The following is a 24,128-nucleotide window of genomic DNA, read 5'->3' on the forward strand; positions in this document are numbered from 1 at the left end:
CGTGACATTTAGGCACGAGTTTCGGAAAAAAAAGAGGCCGCGCGCATTTTTGTGATGACACGAGCGGATAAGCGGGAATTCGCCTGTCAACCGTATAGGATCGCCGGCCAGTTCTTCTCGGCCTTCTGGATAAAGCCGGTCGTGTCCGTCAGCCACATCTTTTCGATCTCGAGGGAATGCGTCAGATACAGCCTGCCGCCCACGATTTTCCACGCCATCGGGTCCGTGCTGGTCAGCTCGCCATAGGCCATGGCATAGGCGCAATATCCGCCGAACCTCGGCGCGTAGGCACGCGGATTAAGTTCGAACGCCTCTCGGTTCTCCTGCGAGGCAAACCGCCAGGTAGCGCCCTTCCACATCACCGCAATGTCGGGTCGCCCTTGAACCGGGCCGCCATCTCGAAAATAGCTGACCGCGTCATAACCGGTAATGGCCGCACCTTTTGCGGAATAGAAGACCGGGGCGGTCTGCGCCCGCAATGTCAGCGGACAAGCGATTGAAAAGGTAAGACCGGCAAGTACGGATCGTCGGGATAGCATCAGATTTCACGGGTTGTGTTTTACAGACACTATAAGATGCAACTTTTGACGCGCCGCGAAACCCATTTGACGCAGTTGTGAAGGGTCGTGTCGGAAAGGGCTCAGTCGAACACGTCCTCGATCACATCCCAAGCTTCGTCCAGAACGCGCGAGAAAAGGCCTTTTTTCCTTTTCTTGTAGCTCTTCTTTTTGGGCTTTTGCATCGGAATGCTGTGTCGCGGCTGTGGATCTGAAGCCTTTTTGACAGGGATCATCTTCAGGTTATGCAGCGGGGCACCGCAACTGGAACAGCTAAGTTCGTGCCGCTGGCGACCCGTGAGGACCAGCGCCGCGCGGGTGCCGCAGTAGCAGCACGTAGCAATCTTGGACGGGGCGGGAATGGGTCTCTCCTCTCAATGCGGCTGAGAAGCATATAGGGCAATCGCCGCGGCATTTGAGACGTTCAGGGATCCGAAACCGCCCGCTGCGTCAATTTTGACAAGCATATCCACCGTTTCCTTGGTCTTTTGCCGCAATCCCGGCCCCTCGGCGCCCAGAACCAGCGCAACCGGACGATCGCGCTTGCCGTCCAAAGTTGCCTCGATGGTCTGATCGGCCTCACCATCCAGGCCCAGAACGAGGAATCCCATATTCTGCAACTCGACGATCGCGTCAGCCAGGTTTCGCACCCGCAGATAGGGTTGGCGCTCCAACGCACCGCTGGCGGTCTTGGCCAGCGCACCGGTTTCCGGCGCCGAGTGGTGGCGCGTGCCGATGACCGCGCTGGCGCCCAGAACCTCGGCCGAGCGCAGGATCGCGCCCACATTGTGCGGATCGGTCACGCGGTCCAACAGCAGCACCCGAGGGTTTTCGCGCCCGATGCAATTCTCGGCCAGACCGCCCCACTCCAGCGGCTTGACTTCAAGCGCCGCGCCTTGGTGCACCGAGCCCGGGTCGATTGGCGCGTTGAATTTTCGCGGATCGACGAGTTCAGCCTGCATGCCGGATTCCGCGATCGCATCCGCCAGCTTGTCCTGTGCGTTGCGGGTCACGATCAGGCGCAGTTTCTGCCGTTTGGGGTTCATCAACGCATCACGCACGGCGTGCAATCCGAACAACCAGACGGTTTCGGAAGTCGCCGCTTTGCGCGCCTGCTCTTTCTCAATCACCCACTTCGGTTTCTTCATTTTACTGGCCTCCGGGCCGGGAACAATGTTTCCTGCGCCAAAGCGGAATTTTCCTGTTGACGCTCCTTTTGAGCGCTAGTAATCACGCCTCCACGTCAGGTGCAACGCCTGACAGTGGGCGACAGGCCGCAAGGTGTGGCAGGGGACTGTAACTCCCTCGCGGAGACGCACGCCTGGTTCGATTCCAGGGTCGCCCACCATCTTCTTCCGCAAATCAGAACGCAGATAGATGGCGCACACCGGGTTTGTCCGGGTGGTCCCTTGCGCTTGCCCTCGATTCTGCAAGGAAATTCAGGCAAAGGTTGAGTGCCCGGAGATCATGCGATGCCCCGAGCATCAACGGCCGGACATCGGACGGCTTGGGAATGGCGGTTGCGTCCCGACACCCAATGCTCGTATCGAAACGGGATTTTCTGACTCATCCTTTCCAATGAGCAGCTTAGCTGCTTCAAATTCCAAAAATTTACAATTCCATAAATATAAGAGTTCAAGAATTTACAAAATAATATTTCATTTCTAGGGACTTGTTGGGGAATTTTCATTCTGCCCCTCATACTTGCCCTGCGCAGGTTGCGTTTTACCCGACGGAAGAGGAGCCCGAGGGCGTAGCCTGCTAATTGGGAGGAATTCATGTCAAACAAATCTGTCACGCGTCGCGGCGTGCTGAAGTCTGGTGCCGTCACAAGCGCCGGTCTGGCATTGCCGACGATCTTCACGGCCTCGTCGGCCGCGGCCTATACCAACGAACCCACTGGCGGATCAGTCACGCTGGGCTTCAACGTGCCGCAGACCGGTCCCTATGCCGAAGAAGGCAATGACGAACTGCTGGCACAGCAGCTGGCGGTCGAGCATCTGAATGGCGAAGGCGACGGCGGCTGCCTGAACACCTTCACGTCCAAGGCGCTGAAGGGGAACGGCATCCTGGGCAAGAAGGTCGAGTTCGTCACCGGCGACACGCAGACCAAGTCCGACGCCGCCCGTGCATCGGCCAAGTCGATGATCGAAAAAGACGGCGCGATCATGATCAACGGCGGTTCGTCCTCGGGCGTGGCCGTTGCGGTTCAGGGCCTCTGCCAGGAGGCGGGCGTGATCTTCATGGCCGGCCTGACGCACGCCAACGACACTACCGGCAAGGACAAGAAGGCGAACGGCTTCCGTCACTTCTTCAACGCCTACATGTCGGGTGCCGCTCTGGCGCCGGTGCTGGCCAAGGAGATGGGTACCGAACGCCGCGCCTATCACCTGACCGCCGACTACAACTGGGGCTGGACCCAGGAAGAGTCGATCGTGGCGTCGACCGAGGCGATGGGCTGGGAGACGGTCAACACCGTCAAGACCCCGCTGGCCTCGACCGACTTCTCGTCCTACATCGCGCCGGTTCTGAACTCGGGCGCAGACGTGCTGGTTCTGAACCACTACGGCGGCAACATGGTCAACTCGCTGACCAACGCGATCCAGTTCGGCCTGCTTGACAAGGTCGTGAACGGCAAGGACTTCAAGATCGTCGTTCCGCTGTACTCGGAACTGATGGCCGCCGGCGCCGGCGAGAACATCAAAGGCGTTCTGGGTTCGATGAACTGGAACTGGCAGCTGCAGGATGAGGGCACCAAGGCCTTCGTGAAATCCTTCGGCGAGAAGTACGGCAAGCCGCCGTCGAACTCGGCCCAGACCTGCTATGCCCAGGTGCTGCTGTACGCGGATGCGTGCGAGCGCGCAGGCACCTTCAACCCGTGCGGCGTGGTCGAAGCTCTCGAGGACTTCGAGTTCGACGGTCTGGGCAACGGCCCGACCTGGTATCGCGGTGCCGACCACCAGTGCTTCAAGGATGTGCTGGTCGTGCGCGGCAACGAGAACCCGACCAACGCCTATGACACGCTGGAGATCGTCGAAATCACTCCACGGGCGCAGGTCGAGTACGATCCGGATCACCCGATGTTCGCCGGTGGCGAACTGGGCAAGTGCAACCCGGGCGCGTAACCCCGACACTCGGTTTTTCGCAAGAAAACCCCTGAGTCCTCAAAACGGCTCTCTCCGGTCAGACGACCGGGGAGAGCTGCCGGGACCAGTCAAAGGTAAGGACAATGGACGCAATCCTACTGCAAATTCTGAACGGGCTGGACAAGGGCTCGGCCTATGCGCTGATCGCGCTGGGGCTGACGCTGATCTTCGGCACGCTCGGCGTGGTGAACTTCGCCCACGGGGCGCTGTTCATGATCGGCGCCTTCTGTGCCGTCACGCTTCAGAAGATCTTCAACCTCAGCTACGAGGTGGTCGACGAGACCCAAACAGACTTTCTGGGCAACCCGCTGAAGGTGAAGACCCCCTATGTCGAAAGCTGGTTCGGCCCCGAGCTGGGCGCCACCATCATCGACTGGTCCGTGCCACTGGCCATCCTGTTCGCGATCCCGATAATGCTGATGGTCGGCTACGTGATGGAACGCGGCCTGATCAAGCATTTCTACAAGCGTCCCCATGCAGATCAGATCCTTGTGACCTTCGGCCTGGCCATCGTTCTGCAAGAGATCATCAAGTATTTCTTCGGCGCCAACCCGATCCAGACCCCGCCGCCTGAGGCGCTGAGCGGGTCGGTCGATCTGGGCGTGGCGTTCGGCTTTGATCCGAATGCCATCATCTATCCGATCTGGCGTCTGGTCTATTTCCTGTTCGCGGTCGTGATCATCGGGGGCGTGTTCTCGTTCCTGCAGTTCACCACCTTCGGTATGGTCGTGCGCGCCGGAATGGCCGACCGGGAAACCGTGGGTCTTCTGGGCATCAACATCGACCGACGGTTCACCATCATGTTCGGCATCGCAGCCGCGGTGGCTGGCCTCGCGGGCGTGATGTACGGGCCGCTGAACCCGCCCAACTATCACATGGGAATGGATTTCCTTGTGCTCAGCTTCGTGGTTGTCGTGGTCGGCGGAATGGGCTCGCTGCCCGGCGCGGTTCTGGCCGGGTTCCTGCTGGGCATCCTTGAAAGCTTTGCCTCGACCACCTGGGCGACCACCACGATCCCGGGCATCAACCAGATCATCATCTACCTTGTCGCCATCATCGTTCTTCTGACCCGTCCGCGGGGTCTGATGGGCCGCAAAGGCGTGATGGAGGAATAACCCATGCTGGGACTGAACAAAAAAGACACAAGCCTGCTGATCGTCGTCGCGTTGCTGACGCTGCTGGCCCCCTTCATCCTGAACCCCTTCCCCACTGACAGCGCCATGGCGCAGTTCAACGCGGGCTATCCGGACCTGATGCAGCGGTTCGTGATCTTCGGAATCTTTGCCATCGGGTTCAACATTCTGTTCGGCCTGACCGGATACCTGTCCTTCGGCCACGCGGCCTTTCTGGGGGTGGGGTCCTACTCGGCCGTCTGGATGTTCAAACTGCTCAGCTACAACGTCATCCCCGCCATCGCGCTGAGCGTCGTGGTCGCCGGGCTGTTCTCGGTGCTGATCGGCTATGTCAGCCTGCGCCGGTCGGGGATCTACTTCTCGATCCTGACGCTAGCCTTCGCGCAGATGAGCTTTGCGCTGGCCTATTCGGTGCTGTCGAACCCCAAGTTCAACCTGACCAACGGGGAAACCGGCCTGCAGGTCTATGCCGATGACCCGCAGATCCTGCAGGGGGCCAATGCGCCCGATCTGCCGCATCTGTTCGGCCTGCCGATGCGCGCGACCTATACGATGGATGTGGGAGCGTGGAGCTTTGACTTCAACGCGGGCTACTATCTGTGCGCGGTGATCATGATGGTGGTGTTCTACCTGGCGATCCGCATCTTCCGCTCGCCTTTCGGCATGATGCTGCGGGCGGTGAAGTCGAACCAGCAGCGGATGAACTATACCGGATTGAATTCCAAACCCTACACACTGGCCGCGTTCGTGATCTCGGGCATGTATGCCGGTCTGGCCGGTGGCCTGATGGCCGCAATGGACCCGCTGGCCGGCGCTGAACGGATGCAATGGACCGCCTCGGGCGAGGTCGTGCTGATGACCATCCTGGGCGGCACCGGTACTCTGATCGGGCCGGTTCTGGGCGCGGGCTTCATCAAGTATTTCGAGAACATCTTCTCGAAGATCAACGACAACGTGCTGCACAGCTGGTTCGCCTTCCTGCCTGACGGGCTCGAAGACGCGGTGGTGTTCATCATCCACCCGTTCATCGGCAAGGGCTGGCATCTGACCCTGGGCATCCTGTTCATGCTGGTGGTGATCTACCTGCCTGGCGGGCTGGTCGAGGGCGGTCAGCGGTTGCTGAACTGGATCCGCCGCAAAAGCGTTGGCGGGGATGACACCCGTGAAGGCAAAACCGAGCCGGCAGAATAAGGAAACGCGTCAATGGCAATTCTGAAAGTTAAAGATGTCAGCAAGCGCTTCGGCGGCCTCAAGGCCCTGACGGACGTGAACCTGAGCGTCGAGGAAAACTCGGTGCATGCGATCATCGGCCCCAACGGGGCGGGCAAGTCCACTCTGCTGAACTGCCTGGTGGGCAAACTGATCCCGGATACCGGATCTGTCCTGTTCGACAACCAGTCTGTGCTGGGGCGCGAGCCGTACCAGATCAACCAGATGGGCATCAGCCGGGTGTTCCAGACGCCCGAGATCTTTGGCGAGCTGACCGTAATGGAGAACATGCTGATCCCCATCTTCGCGATGCGCGACGGGGCATTCCGCATGCACGCCTACGAGACCATCGCCAACGAAAAAGAGGTGGTCGAACAGGCCGAAGCCATGCTGGAAGAGATGAACATGGCCGACAAGCGGCACATGCATTCAGCCTCGCTGTCGCGCGGCGACAAGCGGCGGCTCGAGATCGGCATGTGCCTCAGCCAGAAGCCTCGCCTGCTGCTGCTAGACGAGCCCACGGCCGGTATGGCTCGGGCCGACACCAACAACACCATCGACCTGCTGAAACAGATCAAGGATGAGCGCGACATCACCATCGCGATCATCGAACACGACATGCATGTGGTGTTCAGCCTGGCCGAGCGGATCACCGTTCTGGCGCAGGGCACGCCGCTGGTCGAGGACACCCCCGAAAACATCCGCGGAAACCCCAAGGTCCGAGAGGCCTATCTGGGCGAGGCGGCGTGAGGAAAAGCTATGAACGAGAAACCTGACTTTTCGAAAAACGCCAATATGGCCAGCACCGCGCCCGCGTTCCTGTCGGTGTGGGACATGCATTCGTACTATGGCGAAAGCTACATCGTCCAAGGCGTCAGCTTCAACGTCCACGAGGGCGAGATCCTGGCCCTGCTGGGGCGCAACGGGGCCGGCAAGACTTCGACCCTGCGCTCGATCGCGCGCGTGGGCGAGCCCGAGGTGCGCCACGGCGAAATCTGGCTGGACCACAAGCCACTGCACAACATGACCAGCTACGAGGCCGCCGCCGCCGGATTGGGCCTTGTGCCCGAGGATCGGCGGATCATCCCCGGCCTGACGGTCGAGGAGAACCTGCAGCTGGCCCAGATCGCCCCCCCGATCGGCTGGTCGCTGGAACGGATCTACGAGCTGTTCCCGCGTCTGGGCGAACGGCGCAAGCAAGAGGGTGTGACTCTTTCGGGCGGCGAACAGCAGATGCTGTCGATCGCCCGCGCGCTGGCCCGGGACATCAAGGTGCTGCTGCTGGACGAACCCTACGAGGGGCTGGCCCCGGTGATCGTGGACGAGATCGAAAAGACGCTGATCCACATCAAGCAACAGGGCATGACCACCATCATCGTCGAACAGAACGCAGTGCGAGCGCTGCAACTGGCCGACCGGGCAATCATTCTGGACACCGGCTGCATCGTGTTTGACGGCACCGCCGACGAGGTGCTGGAAAACACCCAGCTGCGCGAGGAATATCTGGCGATCTGACCCGTGTCAGTTGGGCAGGCAGGCCCATTCGGCCACGACCTGCCCCTGCCGGAAGGCCAGAACCGTGCCGAACTGGTTCAGAACCGCTTCACTCTGACTGGCGCGCAGCAAGGCGATATCGCCGGGCTGCGCCTTTGTCGTTTTCGGACCCACCCAAACCTCCTGGTTGCTTGAACGCCCGAATACGCCGGAATAGCCGAACCCGTCAGGCCAGACGGGGCTGGCCAAGTAATGCCCACCGGAAATGGCAAGGTTGGTCCGGCGCAGTCCGGGCAGGTCAATCCCCGGCACCGGGTTGCGCGGCATGACCTTGAGGATCGGTGTGGCCAAGAACAGCGCGGGCAAAAACGCCTTGGTCGATGCATGGTCAAAATCCGAAGGTTTCACCAGAACCGACCCAAAGGCAACCTCGGTCGCCGGGGTTCGCGTGGCCGGGTCCTGAAAGGTCAGGCTGCCACCGGTGTTCAGGCACAGCCCCTGCGCCCCCTGCCCTAGCGCAGCGACCGCTTGCCCAAAGGCTTTGGCACTGGCTCGCCGCGCGCGGCGTCGGAGCGGCCCAGGCAGTTTGGCCAGATGCACCTCGTACCCCATCACGCCCGACAGAGCCGCATGGGCATGATCCGCGATCCTTGCCGCGACGCCTGCGACCTGATCGGCGGTCAAGCCGCCGCGGTGCAGGCCCACGTCGATCTCGAGCGACAGGCGCAGGGTTTCGCCCGTGTCAGCGGCCAGCGACAGATACGCGTCCAGCCGTTGTGGCGTGTCGATCAGCCACTGCACCCTCCGGGCGGCGTCGGGATGCGTCTCAAGAATCCGCCGGGCGGCCGTCACCGGCAGCGGTTTGCCCAGCAGGTGATCGGTGTCCGGCTCGGCGGCCAGCAGGGCCGACAGCATCGGTTCGGAAAAGCTCATCAAGCCCGATGTCGGAAGCCGGCTGCGGATATGGTCCAGCAGAGGCAGGCACGGCAGAGACTTGGCCACCAACCGGGCCTGCAGGCCGTAGCCCAACCCTGCGCGGGCGGCGTCGCAATTCGCCGCGACCCGGTCCAGATCGACGACGGCAACCGGCCGGTCGACGCCATGATCGCGCAGCGCTTGGGCGAGTTGTTCAAGATACTCTGCAGTCATGGGCGAAACATCCGGGCCAGCGCGGGTGTCAGGAACTTGTCCGTTGGGTCCAGCTTTTCGCGCAATGCGCAGAATGCATCGAAATCGGGATAGAGGCGCGACAGATCGGAATAGGTCAGGCTGTGCAACTTGCCCCAATGGGGCCGGCCGCCGGCCTGCAGGAACAGCGGCTCCATCGCCTCGAAATAGCGCAGATGGCCTTCCTTCGCATCGGTGTGGATGGCAACCGATACCCGTGGGCCACCTTGGAACGGTGATAGGCATGCGTCGTCGCCTGCGGTCTGGCGCACCTCGATGGGGAAATAGATGTCGGCATGGTCACGCTCCAACCGCCGGATCAGATCGGACAGCACGTCCCGGGCGTTTTCCGGCGGCATGTGATATTCCATTTCCTTGAACCGGATATGCCGGTCGCTGCACAGAACGCGCCAGCTTTCGCCGACGTAATCCTCGTCGGACTGGGCCAAGGTCAGCAGACGCAGCAGGGCGCGCCGCAAACCGGGGCTGAGCCGACCCGCATTGCGCGCCAGCTTCAGAACCTTGACGGCGATCATGTCCAGATCGCGCGGCGCGCGAGTCTGGGGCGCGTCGGTTATGTCATGCCGGATTTCTACGGTCTTCCCGGTGAACGGGATGTAGAAGAATTCGAAATTCCGGTTCTCGTCCCAATGCTGGTGCATGCGCTCCAGACTGTCCTGCAGGTCCGACAGACGCACCCGGCGGCGCAGGTTGTATTTCGGCACGACGTTGATCTGTGCCTCGGTTAGGATGCCCAGCAGACCCAGCGAGACCTGCACCATGTTCAGCGGAATGTCGTCGGTGGTCAGGGTCTGCCCATCCGCGCCGATCAGCCGGGCTGCGGTGATTTCGGCGGACAGGCACGGCAGGGTGCGCCCAGTGCCATGGGTCGCCGTGGCCGCCGCGCCGGCCAGAGTCTGCACGTTGATATCACCCAGATTGCGGAAGGCCATGCCATGCTCGGCCAGCGCCGGCGACAGATCGCGCAGCCGGGCATTGGCGTTGATCCAGGCCCGCCCGCCTTCGACCCGCGTCACGGCAGGCAGGTCCAAGGCGGTCAGGTCAATGATGTGTTGCGCCCCCGGAACGAGCGGGGTGAAGGAATGCCCTGCCCCGACTGGACGCAGGGTTTCGGCCGAGGCGATCAGCTGCTGCAGGTCCTCGAACGTTATCGGCCGCTTGGGCCGTATTTGGCTGGTCTGGTTGCCTGCCCAGTTCTGCCACATGGCTGATCCTCCTCCCATCCGGGGCAGAGGATTGCAGCCGGGGCGATAGGGAACAAGCCCAGTTTTCAGGACGTTACGTCGGGAAAGCTGTTATTCGGCCGCAGGCCGCAGGTTGGCAACGCTGTCGAACCAGTCCTCGATGGCGTCCAGACGGGGCTCAAGCGACTGCGCAGAACCATCGGTGAAATCCACGAACTTGTCACGGTTCAGGCCGTTGACCCCGACCAGCACCGGGACATCGAGCGCCAGAGCCTCGGCGATGACGGGGCGGAACCCGCGGCCATCGGCCTCGTGCTTGCCGAACTTGTTGACGATCAGCAATTGCGGACGGTCGGCCAGCGAAGCAGTCACATAGCCCACCGCCTGCTCCAACGCAGCCGGGTCCAGCCGGCACCCGCGCGATTGGCTGCCCAGCGATTGCGAGATGCGGATGGTCTCGCCATCCGGCAGCACGCGCAGGTCCATGTCGCATTTGCTGCTGTCGGCGCATTCTGTGTTGGTCTGAACCACACCGGCCAGACAGGCGCCCTTGGCCAGCAGGCGTTCGGCTACCGCGCTCAGCAGGCGGTCGGTTGCGCCGCGATCGGTGGTGGTGACATAGGCCAGGAGCATCGGCAGACCTTTCGGATTTTCATCTTGTTGTTTCAATTAGCACGCATGGGGCGCCCCTTCCAGCGCCCGCATCACGGCAGCGGAGACATCCCGATCACCGGCGCGTGCAAGTGCAACAGCGCGGCATAGGCCAGCCCCGCCACCAACCAGACCCAGGGCCGCGGCCATGGACGTGGCAGCCGCAGCGACAGGCGTGCGGTGCTGCGCGACAGGCGGGGCCAATCGGACCCCATCTCGCGCGCCTTGCGTCTGTCGATCAGGGCCATGCCAATCCATGCGAAACCCGCGAACAGGCCAAACAGAACCACATGCGCCAGGCTGCCATTGGCCAGCAGATGCGCCAGCGCCCACAGCATCATCGCCAACAGGATCGGGTGCCGGGTGGTCCGCAGGATGCCGGGCTGCTCGGGGTTGAACGGGCGGCGTCCCAGTCCTCCGAAGGAAAACGGGTTGGTCGCCGCCAGCCCGGCCACCGCCAGCCAGCAGACGACGGGCATCACCAGCAGCGGCACCCAGCGCAGGATCGCCAGCGGCGGGATGACCTCGACATAGGGCGCGTTGGCCGCCGCCACGATCAGCCAGGCCAGAACCGCCAGCGACAGCGCCGAATAGACCGCGAAATAGGGACCGCGCCCCATCAGCCCGATCAGCCGCCCGCGCACTGCCGGACGCGCCGGAATGGCGTGGCTGAGCAGAAAGATCAGAAGTGCAGCAACAAAAGCGCCCCAACCGGCCATGGTCATCTCCGCCTGTTTTGCGCCCGAGATAGCGGGGGAAACGGCCCCGGTCCTTGTCCGAAATCAAGTGTGGTCGGGGGCAGCTGCTCCGCCCCCGATCCAACGTTACAGGCCCAGCGCCTTGCGGCGTTCCTCGGCAAAGCCCTGAACCATGCGGTCGGCGATCAGTGCCAGAATGGCCATCGCCGCCCCGGCCGAAATGCCCAGCCCCACATCCGCCTGCCCCAGCGCCAGATAGATCGACTGGCCCAAACCGGTCGTGCCGATCAGCGCCGCGATCACCAGCATCGCAAAGGCATAGAGGATCGTCTGGTTCAGCCCCAGGAGGATCGTGGGCGCAGCATAAGGCGCACGCACGTCGCGCATGATCTGCCACTCGGTCGCGCCGCTTGAGATCGCGGCCTCCATCATCTCGTCCGGGGTGTTGACCAGCCCGTGACGGGTGTAGCGGATCATCGGCACGATCGCATAGGCGCAGATCGCCAGAAAGGCCGAGAACTCGCCGATCTGGAACACCATCAGCACCGGGATCAGGAACACGAACAGGGGAATTGTCTGCAGCATGTCGCAGATCGGGTGCACGATCTTCCAGACCGGCGACCAGACCGCGCTGGCGAGGCCGATCAGCCCGCCTACGACGGCGCAGAAGAACACCGCCGCACCGCTGAGATAGAGCGACAGCAGCGCCCTCTCCCACAGGCCCGAGATCAGGATCGTGCTCAGCAGCGCCACAGATAACGCCGCCAGACGCCAACCGCCTGCCACCCAGCCCAGCGCCGCCGCGCCGGTCAGCACGAAGGGCCATGGCAGGTTCGCGATGCCCGTCTCGAGCATGCCGATCAGGATCAGCGTGACCAGTCCACCGGTCAGGTGCCCGCGCCAAGCCATCAGCAAGGCGATCACCGCACCGGCGGCGAACAGGCCAAAGCTCATGGCCGGGGTCCACTGGAACCCCCAGGTGAAGGGCAGAACCGCCTGACTCAGACCAATCCGCAGCGGCAGCAGCACATAGAACATCGAGTTGTTCTTGAGCGAATCCAGCCACGGCCCGTTATTCTGGGTAAAGGTGGTGAGGCCGCTGTCCACCGCCTGCGCGACCGGATCCAGCAGTGTCAGTTCGGACGGATTGGGCAGCCGCGCCCAGAACAGCAGCGTGAACAAGACCGCAAAGCCGAGAACCGCCCAGACGACGCGGTTGTCGTGGCGTTTGCGTTCAGTGGCGAGCGTGCCGCTCATGCGGTCGATCACCACGGCAAAGACCACGATCACCATGCCGGCCAGTAGCGATTCACCGAACTGCGCCTTGCGCATGGTCAGCAGGACCTCCCAGCCGATGTCGTTGAACCCGCCGATGACCGCGGCGATGATCACCATCGACAGGGCCGCCATCAGGCACTGGTTCACACCCACCATGATCTGTGTCGCCGCCGCCGGGATTTCCACCTGGAACAGCTGCTGGAACCGGGTGCCGCCCGACATGATGGCGGCTTCCTTGATCTCGGGCTCCACCCGCTCCAAGCCCAGCATCACGTTGCGCGCCATCGGCGGCGCCGCATAGATGGCCGAGGCAATCAGCCCCACCACAGGGCCAAACCCGAACAGCAACAACAGCGGCGTCAGATAGGCAAAGGTCGGTACCGTCTGCATGATGTCCAATACTGCCTGAACGGCCGATTTCACCCGCGGCACCTCGTTGGCCAGAATGCCGATCGCTCCGCCGACGATCAGCGCGACGGGGACCGAAACGGCCACCAGAGCCAATGTATTCATGCTCTCGGCCCAATAACCCGAGGCCAGCACGAAGCTGAGGCCCAGAAAGCCCAGCGCCGCCATGGGCAGTCCGCCCAGATACCAACCGAGTGCCGTCACCAGCCCGATCAGGATGGGCCAAGGCGTGTGGCCCAGCACGAAATTGGCCCAGTTCATCGGATAGGTCATAAGGTCGGAAAACAGCCGGGCCGCCGGTTTGATCGCGTTCAGAAACCAGTCGAGGAAGGCGCCCACCCATTGCGTGGCTGGCACTTCCCATGACGCAGGCCATTTGACGAGCCAAGGCGCGTGCGGCTCAAGCGCCAGGCACAGCGCGCCCACGATCAGCGTGATCAGGGCCGCCTGCGCGCCGGCTGTCAGGTGAATCCGAGTGGGTGTGGGAACATCGGCGACGACGGTCATGCGTCATCCACCTGCAGGGCTGCGGCCAGATCCGAGGGGTGCACGGTGCCGACGATCGCGCCGGTTTCGTCATGCACCGGCACGGGCTCGTACAATGCCATACAGCGCGCCAGCGCTGCGTCCAATGTCATCTTTGTTGTCAGGCCAGGGTCATCGGGACCGCGCTCGGCCTCGCCCGCTTGCATGACCGAGGCGACTTTGGCGTGCTGGCCCTTGGCCACGTCCTTTGAGAACTCGCGCACATAGTCGTCGACGGGGCGCAGAACGATATCCGTCGGCGTGCCGATCTGCACAATCTTGCCGTCCCGCATGATTGCGATGCGATCCGCCAGCTTTAGCGCTTCTTGAATATCATGCGTGATGAAGACGATGGATTTCTTCAGCGTCGCCTGAATGCGCAGGAATTCGTCCTGCAGCTGCCGCCGGATCAACGGGTCCAAGGCCGAGAACGGCTCGTCCAAGAACCAGATATCGGGGTTCACTGCCAAAGACCGGGCGATGCCCACGCGCTGACGCTGACCGCCCGAAAGTTGCCGAGGAAAGCTGTCCTCGCGGCCCTCAAGCCCCACCAAAGAAATGACTTCCTGCGCGCGGGCCAGACGTTCTTTGCGCCCCACCCCCTGCACGCGCAGCGGATAAGCCACGTTTTCCGCCACCGTCATGTGCGGAAACAGTCCGAAATGCTGGAACACCATGCCCAGTTTCTTGCGGCGCAGTTCGGTCAGCTGCTTCTTTGGGGCACCCATCACGTTGTCGCCGTCGATGCGGATCTCGCCACCCGTTCCGGGCAACAGCTGCGAGATGCAACGGATCAGGGTCGACTTGCCGGACCCCGACAGCCCCATGATGACGAACAATTCACCATCGCGGACTTCGAAATTTGCATCCTGAACAGCCGGGATGAACCCCTGTTCGCGCAAATCGGCAGCGGCCTTGTCGGCGTCGTTCCCTGACCGAGACAACGCGTCGGTCAGGGCCTTTTCTGCGCCTTGGCCAAAAACCTGCCAGAGAGACTGGCAGGCAATGGCTGGCGTATTCGCGTCAGTCACTTAGGTGGCTCACTTCGTTGCCGCGTCCACGACCGGACGCCACTTGTCTTCGTTGTCCGCCATCCAGGCCGCGACAACCTCTTCGACCTTGCCGCCGTCAACGTCGATCGCACCCATCATCGGCTGCTGGTCTTCGACCGCCAGTTGATAGTTGCTCAGGATTTCATACGCGGCAGGCCACTTGTCCGCCAGACCGCTCCACCCGGCTTTGAAGATGCGCGAGGGCGAGAAATCGCAGTCGTTGACGGCATTGGGGTTCGGCCCCCAGGCCGGATCATTGAAGCAGGCGTCTTCGCCCGGCGGCAACTCAACGAATTTCACATCATAGGCCGACATGGCCCAATGCGGCTGCCAGAAGGTGATCAGCAGGGGCGACTTGCGGTCGGTCGAAGCGCGGAGTTCGGCGATCAGCGCGCCCTCGGACCCGGCAGGAATAGCCTTGAACGGCAGTTCAAGCCCCACCATGCGGTCTGCCCCGGGCGTACCCCAGTCAGCCGGATAGTCGACCAGACGTCCCATCGGCAGGGTCTCCGCCGTCGCAAAATTCTGCGCGCAGTCCTTCAGCGCTTCCCACGCGGGCAGACCCGGGCACAGGTCGGCAACATGGGCCGGATATGCGATGCCTTCCTTGGCATCGAGGCCAAGGTCGCCGATTTCGACCACGGTGCCCTCTTCGATTTTCTTGGCGTATTCGTCCGACACGTTCGACGACCAGATCTCGAGCGTGGCGTCGATGTCTCCGTCGGCCAGCGCCTGGAACTGGTTCAACATGCCCGCGGTGACGAATTCAACCTGGTAACCGGCGGCCTTGAGCATCTCTGCGGCGACATGCGTGGTGACGTGCTGGCCCGTCCACTCGTTGATCGCCAGTTTAATCGGCTCGTCCACCGCGCCCATGTCAGCCGCGTGCGCGGCGCCGGCGACCATGATCGCCAGAAGGCTTACATTCAGTTTTTTCATGGATTTTCTCCCTGTTTCTTTGTTTTGCCCACCCCGGCGGAAACATGCCCGCCGGCTGACTTGTCTAACGACAATACCATGTCGCAACATGCACAAATTTGGCCGGAAAAGGAAAGCGAACAGTTCGCGTCATTCCCAACAAACGGCCTTGGTACCGCATTTCATTCCTCTTGCGCCCTCGTGTCATGGGGCGCCTTGCCCGAGGGTTCGCGGACCGGACATTGATTGACGAGTCAATCACAAACCCAATTGGGGTCGTTTGTCGAGTATTTCTTGTAACGATGGGGCAAATTCCTGATTTTCCGATTGTTTTGCCCAAAAGGCAGACCGCACTCAGCCGCCGCCCTTGCATTGGCCAGAACAAATTGGCAACACTTAAGGCGAAGGGAGCTTTTCGATGCACCATTTCGATGAGATCTATGGGCTGGCGGCCGACCGGCACGGCGGACCGCACGCGCTTGAAGACAAACTGTCCAAGCCGAAGTCCGCCGAGGAATTGGCCGCCCTGCCAGAGGATCGGTGGCTTTCGACAATCACAAAGTGCATCTTTCAGGCTGGCTTCAATTGGAAGGTCATCGAGGCCAAGTGGGACGGTTTCGAGGCGGCCTTTGACGGGTTCGACGTCGGGCGCTGCGCCTTCATGGATGATGAGAAATTCGACGCGCTGTTGCAAGACACGCGCATCGTGCGCAACGGCACCAAGATCGCCACCGTGCGCGACAACGCAGCGTTTCTTCTGGAACTCCGCACGGAAGGCGGCGTTGGCAAAGTGTTGGGCGGCTGGCCATCGACCGACTATGTCGGACTTTTGGACATGCTCGCAAAACGTGGTTCTCGGTTGGGCGGGGCTTCAGCCCAGTATGCGATGCGCTTTGCCGGGCGAGACAGCTTTATCCTGTCACGCGACGTGACGGCCCGTTTGATCGCCGAAGGCGTCATAGACAAGCCAGCCACCTCCAGGAAAGCGATGGCTGCGGTGCAGGACGCCTTCAACACTTGGATGCATCAATCCGGCAGGTCGTTGACCGAAATCAGCCGGGTGCTTGTGATGAGCCTCTAGAATCGCTTGCGACCGAACCACAGCGGGCTAGGGTTTGTTCATGGTCCGGTTGATTTCGATCCTGCTGTTTCTTGCCTTGCTGTCCTGCGGTCGCCCTCTGACCGAGAACGAGCGCGCATTTGCAAGCAAGGTGCAGGGCGAAACGCTGGATCTTGACCGGGTTCGGCTGATCGAGGGCGCGCCAGTCGCCTCCATAACCTACGAACGAAAGGCCAGACCGAGGCTGGCTTGCCGCGAGCGCATCCTGCCGCCGGTCAAGGACGAGATCGTAACCGGAAAACCGGCGGCGATCGCTCTGTTCAACCGGGTTTACTTCACCAAGGACTGGTATCTTGACGACTACATGGCGCGGTACCCCGACCAGATGAACCTGGTGGCCGCCATGATCTTTGCCCATGAACTGACCCATGTCTGGCAATGGCAGAACCGGAAAACCACCGGCTATCACCCGTTGCGGGCGGCCGCCGAACATGGTGGCCGCAAGGATCCTTACCTGTTCGATCTGGATAACTCGGCCGATTTCCTGGACTACGGGTTTGAACAGCAGGGCGCCATCGTCGAGGAATATGTCTGCTGCCGCGCATTGGATCCGGACGCCCCGCGGACCCAGCGTTTGCATGACATGCTGGCCAAGCATTTCGACCCGGAAAAACTGCCGGGTGCCCGGCGAGAAAGCGACGTGGTTATCCCTTGGAGCGGTGCCAAGGTGGAAGGCATCTGCAGATGAGGTTCACTTGCCTTGCAAGGTCTTTAGATACGCGACCAGATCGGCAATCGGCTTGCTTGTCAGGATCGGCTGGCCGGCATCTGTCTTGATGGCGGTGTCCTGCCCTTCGAAATACGGCCCGTAGACCGGCATCGGACTGCCATGGCTGACCAGAGGATCGCGGCCGTCTATCCGCTGCACCACACGCGCGGTCGGAAATTTTCCGCCCGCGTCACCGAGCGTCTTCAGATTGGTCGGTTGGATTAACAGCACGCCGGCCATTGGCCCGTGTCCAGTCGCGTCCAGTCCATGACAGGTGGCGCAATGGTGCAGGTAAAGCTGCTCGCCGGCTTCGGCATCCTGGGCTGCAGCACCTGTGGCGGCAATCGCACCTGCCATGGCCAAGGCCGTAAACGTCAACAGTTTCATTGCGTTCCTCCGTTCTAACGCCAAAAGCAGGGTTGCCCGAACCGTCACGACCCGCAATGATCCAGATCAACGAAATCGGCTAAGGGGTCCGGGCCATGACACATTATGCAGCCATCATGCTCGCCGCCGGGATCGGAGTTCCGATTCTCGCCGCGCTGAATGCGGCGCTCGGAAAGCTGATCGGCTCGCCCACCACCGCTGCGGTCATCCTGTTTGCCGTGGCGTTTGGATCTTCGGCGCTGGTGATGCTGCTGTTCCCCGGAACACAAGCTTTGGCAAAGGTTGCGCAGACCCCGAAACATCTGCTGTTGGGTGGGGTTCTGATTGCCTTCTACGTGCTATCCATTACCCACGTCGCACCGCATTTCGGCGTCGGCAACGCGGTGTTCTTCGTGCTGTTGGGGCAGTTGATCAGCACCGCGGCCATCGACCATTTCGGCCTTTTCGGCGCGCAGGTCACACCGCTGACCCTGATGCGCGCCGGCGGGATCGCGGTGATGGCCGTAGGCGTCGCGATCACTCAGCTGGCCTGAGCACACCCCCATCCAGCCGCAGCATCCGGTCCATACGCGCCGCAAGGTCAAGGTTGTGCGTGGCAATCAACGCCGACAGGCCGGACTCGCGCACCAAATCCATCAGCGCGGCAAAGACCTGATCCGAGGTACCCGGGTCCAGATTCCCTGTTGGCTCGTCCGCCAGCAGGACACGCGGTTCATTGGCTAGGGCCCGGCAGAAGGCCACCCGCTGCTGCTCGCCCCCCGACAAAGCTGCCGGGCGGTGGTCGGCACGTTCGGCGACGCCGACACGTCCCAGCAGATCCATCGCGCGGGCCTTGGCCGCCCTGTCGGACACCCCGTTGGCCAATTGCGGAAGCACGACATTTTCCAGCGCGGTGAATTCCGGCAGCAGGTGATGAAACTGATAGACAAAACCCACATCCCGCCGACGCATCGCGGTGCGGGTGCGGTCGCCCTTGCCGGTCGCGTCCTGACCGCCGATTTCGACCGTCCCGGAATCCGGTGTATCCAGCAGACCGGCGATATGCAGAAGGGTCGACTTGCCCGCCCCCGAGGGCGCCACAAGAGCTACCGCCTCGCCCGCGCGCAGCTCCAGATCGGCGCCGCGCAGCACCTGCACCTCGGCGGGCGTGCCTTTCAGATAGGTCTTGGTCAGGCCGGTCAGACGCAAGGTGACATCATTCATATCGCAGCGCCTCGACCGGGTTCAGCCGTGCCGCACGGCGGGCCGGGAAATAGGTGACGAAGAAGGACAGACCCAGCGACAGCCCAACCGCCTTGAGCACGTCCGACAGGTGCAGCTCGGCCGGCAAGGCATAAATGCCCCTTATCGTCGGATCCCAGACGCCGCCGCCCATCACGTAGTTCACGAAAGAGAAGATCGGGTCGATATAGAGAGCGAACAGACAGCCCAGGATGACGCCCATCGCGGTGCCGATGATCCCGGTGAAGGCACCACAGATGAAAAACACCCGCAGGATCGACCCCTCGCTCAGCCCGATAGTGCGCAGGATGCCGATGTCGCGCCCCTTGTTCTTTACCAGCATGATCAGGCCCGAGACGATGTTCATAGCGGCGATCAGCACGAGGATCGACAGGATGATGAACATCACGTTGTCCTCGACCTCAAGCGCGCGCAGAAAGCCGCCTGACGCGTCCTGCCATGTCCAGATCTGCGACCGTTCTCCCGCCGCCTCAAGGATGGGGATCAGGATCGGGTTCAGGTCCTCGGGGCGGTCGACCATCACTTCGATCTCGTCGGCGACGCCCTCGCGGTTGAAAAAACTCTGCGCCTCGGAAAACGGCATGTAGACGCGGGTGCGGTCGATGTCATAGCGCCCGGCCGAAAACACGTAGACGACTTCATAGGCATTCACGCGGGGCGAGGTGCCGAAGGCGGTCTTGACCCCGTTGGGCGAGGTCAACTTGACCCGATCTCCCACCGTTGCACCGATGGCGCGGGCCACGCCCGAGCCGATGGCGATCCCCTCCTCGAACCGGGACAGGTCGCCGTAGGCCTGATCGCTTTCGGCAATACCGGGCAGGCTGTGCAGGTCATCAGGGCGGATACCGAACACCTCGACCCCGCTGCTGCGATCGCGGTTGGTGATCAGAACTTGCCCCTTGACCAGCGGAGCAGCGCGCTGAACACCCGGCACCTGCGCGATACGTTCGGCCATGGCGTCGTATTCAACGATGGTGCGATCAACCTGCCCTTGCGCGTCCAGTTCGCCGGCCGAGTAGACTGTTACATGAGCGTTGGCCCCAAGAATGGTGCCCACGAATTCGGACCGGAACCCAGACCGGACCGCCAGCGTGGCGATCAGCGCAAAAACAGCCAACGTGATTCCGATCAACGAGATCCAGGTCATCACGCTTACACCGCCTTCGGCACGCCGGGCGCGCAGATAGCGCCAGGCGATCTTCCATTCGAATGCGGCAAAGGGGGGGGGTGTTCTGGCCATTCCTGCTCCGGCAAATCTGTGGTGGGGACATTTTCGGGATTTGGCTGGATGGTCAAGCCGCTTCTGGATGCGCGCGCCCGTTCAACCGGCCAGCGACGCAGTTGCATCCAGCACAGACTGGGTCGTCTCACGATCACTGATCCCTCGCCGCGCCAAGGCCTCGAACAAGCGATCTCGGGTTTCAGGCGTCAGCATGGAAACCGCCCGGTTGTGTAGACCAAGGCTCAACAGTTCCGGGTCGTCGATCCTGGCAATCAGACCTTCCAGCTTCTGTTGCGAATAGGTCGGCCACAGCCCCAGCGCGGTGCTGGGTGCGTCCTCGAACCACGGGCGCAAAGCCAGATCCGACCGGAGGCAAAATGCATTCAGCAGCATGAATTCCGAGGGTCTCCGGCGCGATCCGAAGAGCGACTGCACCGATCCGTAGCGTTCGTTGATCTCGTCCAACATCTCCAGCACCAACGACCTACGCACCGGGAACGGCGTCGAGAACGTCGTGGTCTTCAAAGCCTCAATATCCGGGACGGTGACCTGCAATGCGTCCAGGCTCTGCTGCAGCCAGCTGCGGTGAAAGTCGCTGTTGACCGAAATGAACGGAAGCCGGGCGGCTCCGCCATCAGCAAAGAACTCTGCCTCAGTGAAAGACCGCAGAAACAGGTTTTTGGTGTCCAGAATAACTATCTGCTCCGCCTCGGCGATCCGTGCGGCACCCAGCTTGAGCACCTGCTGCGTGCGGTATCCGTTGTTGCCGCGCCAGCCCCCCTTTCGCACGAAAGGGATACGGTGCCGTCCTTCAATCAGAAGCCGGTCGCCCAGTGAACGCCGGGCGCATTGACCTGCCCCAAGCAGAATGTCATCGCCCCCGACGACCCGAACCTTGGATTGCAAAGGACCGTAGGCCGCCAATATGGGCTCGATACGCGCCCGCAATGTGGTTTCGTCCACGTCGTTCAGGACAACATGGATGGAAGCAACCTTGGCCGGATCAGCAAATCGCGCAAAAGAACGCGCCTGCAACTCGAGCAGCGGGTAATCCTTGGAATACACTATCGTGGCAAAACTCAGCACGGTCGGGTTGCCTTTCATAATCACTTGGCGCCGCTGTATCAGCTTCTCGACCGGCCGCCAAATCCGCTTTGCCGTGTTGCCGCAGAATCAGCCGTCGGGCGCAAATTCCAGCAGCGGATGAATTTCGGAAGACGATTACACCGCTGGTTGTGAAGCCCATCACAGACAGGCCCTTATTGTTTCAGGTATGAAGTCAATGTGAGGTTCAGACATTAAACTGAACTTGAGATGCAACATTATAACAGCAACTTTGTTTCGCATTTTGCTTCTTTTGAGAAATTTTGGCACCCTGATTGTGGGGGAATACATTTTAAAGAGCGGGGGTCGCTCATGAATATTGAAAAGGAAATTGAACAGGTTGGTGCGCCAGCCACGACGATCACTTCTCAGGACATGGATTGCGAAACCGCAGCGTTGCTGCGGGCCGTCATCCGACCGCTGTTTGCCGGTGCGGCCAGTTGGGCCAGTCTAGCCGACACGCTGCGCGAAAAAGGCTATCGCCTGGCATTCCAAAGCGGGCGCATGTGCCTGATGGACCGGGCGACCGGCAAACGGCTTTGCGGGTTGCGGTTCCTGGACATCGAATTGAAGGATCTGGTCCGACGTATGGGCCGCCCCGTCGTAGTCGCCCGAGGTGACAGGGCGGATGGGGAACTACTTCGCGCGCGTCCGGCGACGGGCGGGTCCTAGTACCGCCGCCAGAACTGGACGGACCGGCGTAGAGACTTGGCAAGGCCGTGTTTGGCGGCCCGCCGGATCGGCAGTGGCGTTTCCGGGCGCCTCAGCACCTCGATGAGCAGGTTTGCCGGCATATGTCCGCGGCGATAGAACTCCGCGAAATCACCCAGATCCAATCCTTGTGCCGCACGATAATCGGCAAAGAACCGTTGCCAGACTCGGGCATAGTCCTGCCCCGTCGCTTGCTGGTCGCTGGTCTCGCCTCGGTCCCAGAACAATGAAATCGGCTCATCCATCCTTTCGCCGCGATAGCCCCCGGCAACCAGTCGCAGCATCAGGTCGTAGTCCGCGGCGATGCGAAACTGTGTGTCGTGTCCCCCCAATTCCTGAAAAACATCTCGTCTCAAAAAAACAGAATTATGGCAAAACGGCATACGCTGGAGGATGGCTTTGACCGACATCCGTTTTTCCATCTTTTCCCCGCCGTCAGCGGACCGGTGCAGGGTTGACCCAAAAAGATAGTCGGGGTGGGTCGCGGTCAATCGCTCGGCCGCCCGGTTCAGAACATCATCCGCTGCCAACGAGTCGTCGGAATTGAGGAACAGCACGTATTCGCCGCGTGCGGCTTTGACGCCGCGATTCATCGCGTCGTACAGGCCTTGGTCCGGTTCACTGATCAGCCGCGTGCGCGGAGCGTCGGCGATCAAATCCTGAATGAATTTGACCGTCCCGTCCGTCGATGCTCCGTCCTGAATGATGTGCTCGGAACGGTCGCAATTCTGCCGCGCCATGCATTCGATGACGCGGGGAAATGTGTCCTGGCGCCCTTGGGACAGCAGGTTCCAAGTTGCCGTGATCACCGAGATCAGCGGCGCGTCACCGGTTTCAGACGGAGCGCTCATAGATCTCGGCAATGCGGGTTACGGCGGCCTCGGGGCTCAGCTCTTCGCTTTCGCCCGTGCGGCGGCTGGTCAGTTCGACCACCCCGTTCTTCAACCCGCGCGGGCCGACGGTGATACGCCAGGGCAGGCCGATCAGATCCATCGTGGCGAACTTGCCCCCTGCCCGCTCGTTGCGGTCGTCATAGAGCGGCTCGAGCCCCAGCGCGGTCAGCGCCTTGTAGATCTTGTCGCAGGCCGCGTCGGCCTCGTCATCGCCTTGCTTCAGGTTGACGATGCCGCAGTGGAACGGGGTCACGCCCTCGGGCCAGATGATACCCTTGTCGTCGTGGCTGGCCTCGATGATCGCGCCGATCAGGCGGCTGACGCCGATTCCGTGGCTGCCCATGTGCACCGGAACCTGCTTGCCGTCGGGGCCTTGAACGGTGGCGCCCAACGGCTCGGAATACTTGGTGCCGAAATAGAAGATCTGACCCACCTCGATGCCACGCGCGCTACGGCGGCGTTCCTCGGGCACCTGCTGGAACAGGGCCTCGTCATGGGTCTCATCCGTTCGGGCGTAGAGCGACGTGAACTCCTCCATGATCGCCTGGCACTGGGCCTTGTCGTCATAGTCGATGTCGCGCTGCCCCAGACGGATGTCAGTGACCGCGCTGTCATAGAACACCTCGGATTCGCCGGTATCGGCCAGCACCAGGAATTCATGCGTGTCGTCCCCGCCGATCGGGCCGCTGTCGGCGCGCATCGGGATCGCCTGCAGGCCCATGCGCTCATAGGTGCGCAGATAGCTGACCAGGTGGCGGTTATAAGCGTGCAGCGCGTCCTCTTTCGTCAGATCGAAATTGTAGCCGTCCTTCATGTAGAACTCGCGGCCGCGCATCACGCCGAAACGGGGGCGGATCTCGTCGCGGAACTTCCACTGGATCTGGTAGAGCGTCAGCGGCAGGTCCTTGTAGCTGCTGACGTGACCGCGGAAAATGTCGGTGACCAGTTCCTCGGCGGTAGGGGTATAGAGCATATCGCGGCCATGGCGGTCCTGCATACGCAGCATTTCCTGACCGTAATCATCATAGCGCCCGGATTCCCGCCACAGATCGGCCGATTGCAGGATCGGCATTTGGATCGGGATGTGCCCGGCGCGGATCTGCTCCTCGTGCACGATGTTTTCCAGCTTGCGCAGCACCTTGAAACCCAGCGGCAGCCACGAATAGATCCCGGCGGCAGCCTGCTTGATCATCCCGGCGCGCAGCATCAGCCGGTGGCTGACGATCTGGGCCTCGGACGGGTTTTCCTTGAGTACGGGCAGAAAGTAACGGCTGAGGCGCATGTTTTTACCTTGCAGGT

General features: G+C 61.8%; 24 protein-coding genes and 1 tRNA gene. 10 read left to right on the forward strand and 15 right to left on the reverse strand.

Going from position 1 to position 24,128, the window contains the following annotated elements; all coding sequences use genetic code 11:
- Positions 1-86: 86 nt before the first annotated feature.
- Both ACR0NY_RS08460 and rlmB read right to left on the reverse strand, forming a co-directional pair.
- Positions 87-539 carry a YHS domain-containing (seleno)protein gene (locus tag ACR0NY_RS08460; RefSeq protein WP_170365708.1) on the reverse strand — a complete coding sequence of 151 codons (453 nt, stop codon included), beginning with the start codon at positions 537-539 and terminating at the stop codon, positions 87-89.
- Between the two features lie 392 nt (positions 540-931).
- Entirely contained in the window at positions 932-1,705 is a 774-nt protein-coding gene (gene rlmB / locus ACR0NY_RS08465; RefSeq protein WP_170340253.1) for a 23S rRNA (guanosine(2251)-2'-O)-methyltransferase RlmB, read from the reverse strand.
- Positions 1,706-1,821: 116 nt separating this feature from the next.
- Here rlmB and ACR0NY_RS08470 point away from each other — a divergent pair.
- The 6 genes from ACR0NY_RS08470 (at position 1,822) to ACR0NY_RS08495 (ending at position 7,560) form a co-directional block, all read left to right on the forward strand.
- Positions 1,822-1,905, forward strand: a tRNA-Tyr gene (locus ACR0NY_RS08470).
- Between the two features lie 430 nt (positions 1,906-2,335).
- Positions 2,336-3,682, forward strand: coding sequence for a substrate-binding protein (locus tag ACR0NY_RS08475; RefSeq protein ID WP_093964815.1), 1,347 nt, complete (start codon positions 2,336-2,338; stop codon positions 3,680-3,682).
- A 104-nt stretch (positions 3,683-3,786) separates the two neighbouring features.
- A complete protein-coding gene (locus ACR0NY_RS08480; protein WP_093964814.1) occupies positions 3,787-4,818 on the forward strand; it encodes a branched-chain amino acid ABC transporter permease in 1,032 nt (343 codons plus the stop codon).
- A gap of 3 nt (positions 4,819-4,821) precedes the next feature.
- Positions 4,822-6,027: a branched-chain amino acid ABC transporter permease gene (locus ACR0NY_RS08485; RefSeq protein WP_170340250.1), complete on the forward strand. Its 1,206-nt coding sequence runs from the start codon at positions 4,822-4,824 to the stop codon at positions 6,025-6,027.
- A 12-nt stretch (positions 6,028-6,039) separates the two neighbouring features.
- Positions 6,040-6,795 carry an ABC transporter ATP-binding protein gene (locus ACR0NY_RS08490; protein ID WP_093964812.1) on the forward strand — a complete coding sequence of 252 codons (756 nt, stop codon included), beginning with the start codon at positions 6,040-6,042 and terminating at the stop codon, positions 6,793-6,795.
- 9 nt (positions 6,796-6,804) lie between these two features.
- Positions 6,805-7,560 (forward strand): ABC transporter ATP-binding protein, encoded by a 756-nt coding sequence (locus ACR0NY_RS08495; protein ID WP_093964811.1) that lies wholly within the window; start codon positions 6,805-6,807, stop codon positions 7,558-7,560.
- 6 nt (positions 7,561-7,566) lie between these two features.
- On the opposite strand, the gene ACR0NY_RS08500 is transcribed toward ACR0NY_RS08495, so the two are convergent.
- The 7 genes from ACR0NY_RS08500 to ACR0NY_RS08530 all read right to left on the reverse strand — a co-directional run bounded on the left by ACR0NY_RS08500 (position 7,567) and on the right by ACR0NY_RS08530 (position 15,462).
- The gene (locus ACR0NY_RS08500) at positions 7,567-8,688 is read right to left on the reverse strand and encodes an alanine racemase (RefSeq protein ID WP_170368126.1); all 1,122 of its coding nucleotides are present in this window, start codon (positions 8,686-8,688) and stop codon (positions 7,567-7,569) included.
- A complete protein-coding gene (locus ACR0NY_RS08505; RefSeq protein ID WP_170368125.1) occupies positions 8,685-9,932 on the reverse strand; it encodes a D-arabinono-1,4-lactone oxidase in 1,248 nt (415 codons plus the stop codon). Before ACR0NY_RS08505 ends, ACR0NY_RS08500 begins: the two co-directional genes overlap by 4 nt.
- 90 nt (positions 9,933-10,022) lie before the next feature.
- Positions 10,023-10,544: a DUF2478 domain-containing protein gene (locus tag ACR0NY_RS08510; protein ID WP_170368507.1), complete on the reverse strand. Its 522-nt coding sequence runs from the start codon at positions 10,542-10,544 to the stop codon at positions 10,023-10,025.
- Between the two features lie 71 nt (positions 10,545-10,615).
- Positions 10,616-11,281, reverse strand: a complete 666-nt coding sequence (locus tag ACR0NY_RS08515) for an NnrU family protein (protein ID WP_170340244.1) — start codon at positions 11,279-11,281, stop codon at positions 10,616-10,618.
- Between the two features lie 105 nt (positions 11,282-11,386).
- Entirely contained in the window at positions 11,387-13,453 is a 2,067-nt protein-coding gene (locus tag ACR0NY_RS08520; protein WP_170340242.1) for an ABC transporter permease, read from the reverse strand.
- Positions 13,450-14,502: a quaternary amine ABC transporter ATP-binding protein gene (locus ACR0NY_RS08525; protein ID WP_093964806.1), complete on the reverse strand. Its 1,053-nt coding sequence runs from the start codon at positions 14,500-14,502 to the stop codon at positions 13,450-13,452. Before ACR0NY_RS08525 ends, ACR0NY_RS08520 begins: the two co-directional genes overlap by 4 nt.
- A gap of 9 nt (positions 14,503-14,511) precedes the next feature.
- Complete coding sequence (locus tag ACR0NY_RS08530; RefSeq protein ID WP_093964805.1) at positions 14,512-15,462, reverse strand: ABC transporter substrate-binding protein; 951 nt, start codon at positions 15,460-15,462, stop codon at positions 14,512-14,514.
- A 397-nt stretch (positions 15,463-15,859) separates the two neighbouring features.
- On the opposite strand from ACR0NY_RS08530, the gene ACR0NY_RS08535 reads away from it, so the two are divergent.
- Positions 15,860-16,522 carry a DNA-3-methyladenine glycosylase I gene (locus ACR0NY_RS08535; protein WP_170368124.1) on the forward strand — a complete coding sequence of 221 codons (663 nt, stop codon included), beginning with the start codon at positions 15,860-15,862 and terminating at the stop codon, positions 16,520-16,522.
- A 40-nt stretch (positions 16,523-16,562) separates the two neighbouring features.
- On the forward strand, positions 16,563-17,249 hold the full coding sequence (locus tag ACR0NY_RS08540; RefSeq protein ID WP_170368122.1) for a hypothetical protein: 687 nt from the start codon (positions 16,563-16,565) through the stop codon (positions 17,247-17,249).
- A 3-nt stretch (positions 17,250-17,252) separates the two neighbouring features.
- On the opposite strand, the gene ACR0NY_RS08545 is transcribed toward ACR0NY_RS08540, so the two are convergent.
- Complete coding sequence (locus ACR0NY_RS08545) at positions 17,253-17,657, reverse strand: c-type cytochrome (RefSeq protein ID WP_170340235.1); 405 nt, start codon at positions 17,655-17,657, stop codon at positions 17,253-17,255.
- 95 nt (positions 17,658-17,752) lie between these two features.
- Here ACR0NY_RS08545 and ACR0NY_RS08550 point away from each other — a divergent pair, with 95 nt between their 5' ends.
- On the forward strand, positions 17,753-18,190 hold the full coding sequence (locus ACR0NY_RS08550) for a DMT family transporter (RefSeq protein ID WP_170340233.1): 438 nt from the start codon (positions 17,753-17,755) through the stop codon (positions 18,188-18,190).
- Here the strand turns inward: ACR0NY_RS08550 and ACR0NY_RS08555 are convergent.
- The 3 genes from ACR0NY_RS08555 to ACR0NY_RS08565 form a co-directional block, all read right to left on the reverse strand.
- Positions 18,174-18,860, reverse strand: a complete 687-nt coding sequence (locus ACR0NY_RS08555; RefSeq protein WP_170340830.1) for an ABC transporter ATP-binding protein — start codon at positions 18,858-18,860, stop codon at positions 18,174-18,176. The two genes, ACR0NY_RS08550 and ACR0NY_RS08555, sit on opposite strands and share 17 nt — an antisense overlap.
- Positions 18,853-20,139, reverse strand: a complete 1,287-nt coding sequence (locus tag ACR0NY_RS08560) for a lipoprotein-releasing ABC transporter permease subunit (RefSeq protein WP_170340228.1) — start codon at positions 20,137-20,139, stop codon at positions 18,853-18,855. Before ACR0NY_RS08560 ends, ACR0NY_RS08555 begins: the two co-directional genes overlap by 8 nt.
- 81 nt (positions 20,140-20,220) lie before the next feature.
- Positions 20,221-21,225: a DUF6492 family protein gene (locus ACR0NY_RS08565; protein ID WP_170368120.1), complete on the reverse strand. Its 1,005-nt coding sequence runs from the start codon at positions 21,223-21,225 to the stop codon at positions 20,221-20,223.
- A gap of 312 nt (positions 21,226-21,537) precedes the next feature.
- Between ACR0NY_RS08565 and ACR0NY_RS08570 the strand changes: the two genes are divergently transcribed.
- Positions 21,538-21,897 carry a hypothetical protein gene (locus ACR0NY_RS08570; RefSeq protein ID WP_170340824.1) on the forward strand — a complete coding sequence of 120 codons (360 nt, stop codon included), beginning with the start codon at positions 21,538-21,540 and terminating at the stop codon, positions 21,895-21,897.
- Here the strand turns inward: ACR0NY_RS08570 and ACR0NY_RS08575 are convergent.
- Together ACR0NY_RS08575 and proS are read right to left on the reverse strand one after the other, a co-directional pair.
- On the reverse strand, positions 21,894-22,787 hold the full coding sequence (locus tag ACR0NY_RS08575; RefSeq protein WP_170368118.1) for a glycosyltransferase family 2 protein: 894 nt from the start codon (positions 22,785-22,787) through the stop codon (positions 21,894-21,896). The genes ACR0NY_RS08570 and ACR0NY_RS08575 overlap by 4 nt on opposite strands.
- Positions 22,771-24,111 carry a proline--tRNA ligase gene (gene proS, locus ACR0NY_RS08580; protein ID WP_170368116.1) on the reverse strand — a complete coding sequence of 447 codons (1,341 nt, stop codon included), beginning with the start codon at positions 24,109-24,111 and terminating at the stop codon, positions 22,771-22,773. The genes ACR0NY_RS08575 and proS overlap by 17 nt, the downstream gene beginning before the upstream one ends.
- Positions 24,112-24,128: the final 17 nt, after the last annotated feature.

This window comes from Ruegeria sp. BJ5 (genome assembly GCF_056537865.1).

What these genes read in the sequence shown, in the direction of transcription:
- ACR0NY_RS08570 (WP_170340824.1), top strand. Translation starts at nt 21,538, where the DNA reads ATGAATATTGAAAAGGAAATTGAACAGGTTGGTGCGCCAGCCACGACG.
- ACR0NY_RS08530 (WP_093964805.1), bottom strand. Translation starts at nt 15,462, where the DNA reads ATGAAAAAACTGAATGTAAGCCTTCTGGCGATCATGGTCGCCGGCGCC.
- ACR0NY_RS08555 (WP_170340830.1), bottom strand. Translation starts at nt 18,860, where the DNA reads ATGAATGATGTCACCTTGCGTCTGACCGGCCTGACCAAGACCTATCTG.
- rlmB (WP_170340253.1), bottom strand. Translation starts at nt 1,705, where the DNA reads ATGAAGAAACCGAAGTGGGTGATTGAGAAAGAGCAGGCGCGCAAAGCG.
- proS (WP_170368116.1), bottom strand. Translation starts at nt 24,111, where the DNA reads ATGCGCCTCAGCCGTTACTTTCTGCCCGTACTCAAGGAAAACCCGTCC.
- ACR0NY_RS08545 (WP_170340235.1), bottom strand. Translation starts at nt 17,657, where the DNA reads ATGAAACTGTTGACGTTTACGGCCTTGGCCATGGCAGGTGCGATTGCC.
- ACR0NY_RS08490 (WP_093964812.1), top strand. Translation starts at nt 6,040, where the DNA reads ATGGCAATTCTGAAAGTTAAAGATGTCAGCAAGCGCTTCGGCGGCCTC.
- ACR0NY_RS08565 (WP_170368120.1), bottom strand. Translation starts at nt 21,225, where the DNA reads ATGAAAGGCAACCCGACCGTGCTGAGTTTTGCCACGATAGTGTATTCC.
- ACR0NY_RS08505 (WP_170368125.1), bottom strand. Translation starts at nt 9,932, where the DNA reads ATGTGGCAGAACTGGGCAGGCAACCAGACCAGCCAAATACGGCCCAAG.
- ACR0NY_RS08540 (WP_170368122.1), top strand. Translation starts at nt 16,563, where the DNA reads ATGGTCCGGTTGATTTCGATCCTGCTGTTTCTTGCCTTGCTGTCCTGC.
- ACR0NY_RS08520 (WP_170340242.1), bottom strand. Translation starts at nt 13,453, where the DNA reads ATGACCGTCGTCGCCGATGTTCCCACACCCACTCGGATTCACCTGACA.
- ACR0NY_RS08515 (WP_170340244.1), bottom strand. Translation starts at nt 11,281, where the DNA reads ATGGCCGGTTGGGGCGCTTTTGTTGCTGCACTTCTGATCTTTCTGCTC.
- ACR0NY_RS08495 (WP_093964811.1), top strand. Translation starts at nt 6,805, where the DNA reads ATGAACGAGAAACCTGACTTTTCGAAAAACGCCAATATGGCCAGCACC.
- ACR0NY_RS08510 (WP_170368507.1), bottom strand. Translation starts at nt 10,544, where the DNA reads ATGCTCCTGGCCTATGTCACCACCACCGATCGCGGCGCAACCGACCGC.
- ACR0NY_RS08480 (WP_093964814.1), top strand. Translation starts at nt 3,787, where the DNA reads ATGGACGCAATCCTACTGCAAATTCTGAACGGGCTGGACAAGGGCTCG.
- ACR0NY_RS08575 (WP_170368118.1), bottom strand. Translation starts at nt 22,787, where the DNA reads ATGAGCGCTCCGTCTGAAACCGGTGACGCGCCGCTGATCTCGGTGATC.
- ACR0NY_RS08460 (WP_170365708.1), bottom strand. Translation starts at nt 539, where the DNA reads ATGCTATCCCGACGATCCGTACTTGCCGGTCTTACCTTTTCAATCGCT.
- ACR0NY_RS08500 (WP_170368126.1), bottom strand. Translation starts at nt 8,688, where the DNA reads ATGACTGCAGAGTATCTTGAACAACTCGCCCAAGCGCTGCGCGATCAT.
- ACR0NY_RS08475 (WP_093964815.1), top strand. Translation starts at nt 2,336, where the DNA reads ATGTCAAACAAATCTGTCACGCGTCGCGGCGTGCTGAAGTCTGGTGCC.
- ACR0NY_RS08535 (WP_170368124.1), top strand. Translation starts at nt 15,860, where the DNA reads ATGCACCATTTCGATGAGATCTATGGGCTGGCGGCCGACCGGCACGGC.
- ACR0NY_RS08560 (WP_170340228.1), bottom strand. Translation starts at nt 20,139, where the DNA reads ATGGCCAGAACACCCCCCCCCTTTGCCGCATTCGAATGGAAGATCGCC.
- ACR0NY_RS08485 (WP_170340250.1), top strand. Translation starts at nt 4,822, where the DNA reads ATGCTGGGACTGAACAAAAAAGACACAAGCCTGCTGATCGTCGTCGCG.
- ACR0NY_RS08550 (WP_170340233.1), top strand. Translation starts at nt 17,753, where the DNA reads ATGACACATTATGCAGCCATCATGCTCGCCGCCGGGATCGGAGTTCCG.